Annotated in this window: 2 protein-coding genes; one reads left to right on the top strand and one right to left on the bottom strand. The window is 59.9% G+C overall.

Annotation, left to right across the window (positions count from 1 at the left end; translation table 11 throughout):
* Window positions 1–94: 94 nt before the first annotated feature.
* Window positions 95–2,305, bottom strand: coding sequence for a DUF1549 and DUF1553 domain-containing protein (locus ACKVY0_RS04840; protein ID WP_409213662.1), 2,211 nt, complete (start codon window positions 2,303–2,305; stop codon window positions 95–97).
* An 82-nt stretch (window positions 2,306–2,387) separates the two neighbouring features.
* On the opposite strand from ACKVY0_RS04840, the gene ACKVY0_RS04835 reads away from it, so the two are divergent.
* Window positions 2,388–3,307: hypothetical protein (locus ACKVY0_RS04835; protein WP_409213661.1), on the top strand; the 920-nt coding region annotated here is incomplete at its 3' end.

Below are 3,307 nucleotides of genomic sequence, written 5' to 3'. Positions count from 1 at the left end.
CCATGTGGCGCATGAGCTGATCAATCCGGTCTTTGGTGGTGTGGGAACGCATGCGCGAATGCTACGGCAGCACCTCTTTCCACCAAGCGCTTTCTCAATGATTGTAGAGGAACTCCTTCGTATTCAGCAGCGCCCAGAGCAGGTCTTCGTAGCCGTTGCGTTTCGCACGCTGAGAATCGAGCGGCTTGCCGGTGGCGTCGTTGCGAGGTTTCAGCAGGTGTGTTTCAGCGATGCGGATTTCGTCGGCGGCAGGTTCGCGGGAGAAGGCGGCGAGGTAGAGTTCGCGGATGCGTTTGGGCTCGGGCATCTCGGCCTTGGTGAGCATTTCGGCGCGGCCACCGCTGGCGGTGAGCTTGGCCTTCACGTCGGCGGCATTCATGAGGTGCAGGCTCTGCGCGAGGCTGGCGGATGAGACGCGCTCGCATTCGCACACGCTTGTGTTGTCGGGGCGGCCAAAGACTTTGAGGAACGGCGAGGCGCGGGTGTAGCTGTTGTCAGGCAGAGAGATGGCCCGAGTTCCAGCCGGAAGGTCGGCGAAGTCCGTCTTGGAGCCGGTGACCATGTCGATGCTGTCGAGCAGCACCTCGGCGGTCATGCGTTTCGGGTAGAAGTGGGAGAAGGCCTGGCGATCCACCGCATTGTGCTCGTTAGGCGTCGAGCTGAGTTGGTAGGTGTGGCTCTGCGTGATGGTGCGAACGAGCGATTTCAAATCGTAGCCGCTGTCAGTGAAGCTCTTGGCCAGCGCCTCGAATAAATCAGGATTCGTCGGCGGATTCGTGTCGCGCAGATCGTCTTCGGGCTCCACGAGGCCGCGTTTGAAGAAGTGTTTCCAGTAGCGGTTCACGAGCGACTTGGCGAAGAAGGGATTGTCTTTCTTGCTCATCCAATCGACCAGCGCGAGACGCGGATCGTCGTCGGGCGCGATTTCCATTTCAGGCTCGCCAAGACCGGCTGGCTTCAGCATGACGCGTGTCTTGCGATGCTCGGTCTGCGCCACACCGCGCTTGTGGAAAATGAGGTCTTCACCGGCGATGGCAGTCGGTTTGCGACCGATCTGGCTGAAGAACGCGGCGAGGTGATAATACTCCCCCTGCGTCCAGCGCTCGAAGGGATGATGATGGCACTGCGCACACTGCATGCGCACGCCGAGGAAGAGCTGCGCCACGTCTTCGAGTTGCACATTCGGCTCCTTGACTCGCTTGTACCAGGCCACAGGAGGATTGGAAACGATGGTGCCAGTCGAAGCGAGGATCTGGCGAACGATTTGGTCATACTTCGTGTTCGCGAGCAGGCTGTCGCGCATCCAGGCATGGAAGGCGAAGTTCGCGGTGATGTCGGCTGCCTCAGTGCGCTGGTTTTTGAGCAGCGAGGTCCATTTGTTCGCGAAGTAGTCGGCGTAATCGGGCGAAGTGAGCAGTGCCTCGATGGCGCGGTCGCGTTTGTCGAGCTCCTGGCTCGCGAGGAAGGCTTTGGTTTCCTCCGAGGTCGGCAGCCGACCGGCGATGTCGAGCGAGATGCGGCGCAGGAAGCTGGAGTCATCGCAAATCGGCGATGGCGGCACGCCGATCTGCTTCAAGTTCGCGAAGACATGCTGGTCGATGAAATTCTTCACCGGCGGCAACGAATCAACCGGAGCGCCCAGCGGCACCGACACGCTGCAAACCGAAACCTTGCCGCCAAAGCGCACCATCACGGCAACGTTGCCCGGAATATCGAGCGTCTTCACAAGACCTAGTTCGCTCGCTTCGGCCATGGCGCGGTCATTGGCTTCAAAAAGCGCCAGCTTCGTCACATCGCGGCTGCTGCCATCGGAGTAGCGTGCCGTGACCTTGAGCTGCTGCGTGGTCTTGACCTTCAAAGTCGCACAAGCTGGCTCCACGACGATGTCATTGAGAGTTGGCTCATTTTTCTGTGCATACGGCATCCCTTCGGCGATCCAGCGCACGACTGTCTTATATTCCTCCGAACCTGGCTCCAGCTTCTTTCCACCCGTGTGCGGCACGAGGGCGGCACCCTTGGTGATGAGCAGGCTTTCCTCCGGTGCAGGCGGAAACACGCGGCGACCTTTGCCCTGCTTCACGATGGCCTCATAATCTTCTTCCGGCTCAAAACCGAGCACGCTGAGACGAAACCCGCGCTGACCCGTGATCGCCTTGGCATGGCACACGCCTGCATTACATCCCGCCTTCGTCAGGATGGGTTGCACGTCATGCACAAAGCTGAGTGGGCGCGACGATTCGACGGCGAAGCCCGTTCCAGCGAGCATCGCAATCATCCAAGCAGAAGTGAGGGCTTTCTTTGGCATTGCCTCAAACCTACGCGCCGAGCGATGTAGTTTTCGCAATGGATGTCTCTCCATGCCATCCTCGCCGCATCCATTCCTTCTCATGAAACTGCTCCACATCGCCGCCTTTCTCTCGCTGATGCCTGTTGTTCCCGCATTCGGCTGGGGACAGCCCCACCACGCCATCACACGAGGCGCGCTGGAGGTGTTGCCTGCATGGCAGAAAGCAGTGCTCGGTGCTGAATTCGCGAAGCTCGGCGACAGCTACTGCATGATCCCTGATAACGTTTTCACGGACAAGGAGAACGCCAGGTTTGCCAAGATGGAGTCAGTGCCCAACGAGGTGTATTTGAAGATCCTGCACCTGCCCACGCAGCAGGCGGAATACCTCGAAGTGCTCCGCTATTTCATGAACAAGGCCGTGACTGCGCTACGTGATGGCAAGTCAGGCGACGCCGCGCGCTACATGGGCACGATCTGCCACACGCTCGAAGACTACGGCAGCCCGTCGCACACCGTTCCGGGCGACAACATGTTCACGCTGCTCCAGCAGTTCATGCCGCCGACTGATCCGATGAAGGGCCAGCTCATGCACGGCCCCATCGAAAACGGCGACTTCACCGTGAGCATCGCAGGTTACCAGCCCACGCTGCTCGGCACCACCGTGGATGAAGCCTCGTGGCGGCTGATGCACCGCCTGCATGAAGGCATTCTCAATGCACGCACCACCACCGTGCCAATCATCCAGGCGCTCTATGCCGAGGACAAAGAAGCCGTCGTGAAACACCAACTCCGCGCCGCTACGGTGGATGCTCAAGTCGTCGCTGATGCGGTCTTCACCATCGTCAGCCTCGGGGCGCAGAAGTTTGAAGCTACGGCTGATGCCGCCACGAAGCGTGTGCAGATCGGCACCTTCCTACCCATCGAAGCCGCGAGCTTGTATTACCCACAGGGGCAGTTCTTCAGCTCGCCGCATTGGGGTTTCCCCCAGAGCGGGCGCATCCTGGCAGGCGGAAACAAAGC

Origin of the sequence: Prosthecobacter sp. (assembly GCF_046154365.1) — a bacterium.
Classification (GTDB): domain Bacteria; phylum Verrucomicrobiota; class Verrucomicrobiia; order Verrucomicrobiales; family Verrucomicrobiaceae; genus Prosthecobacter.
Note: the sequence above shows the minus strand (reverse complement) of the source record. Positions and strands in the feature narration are given on the sequence as shown.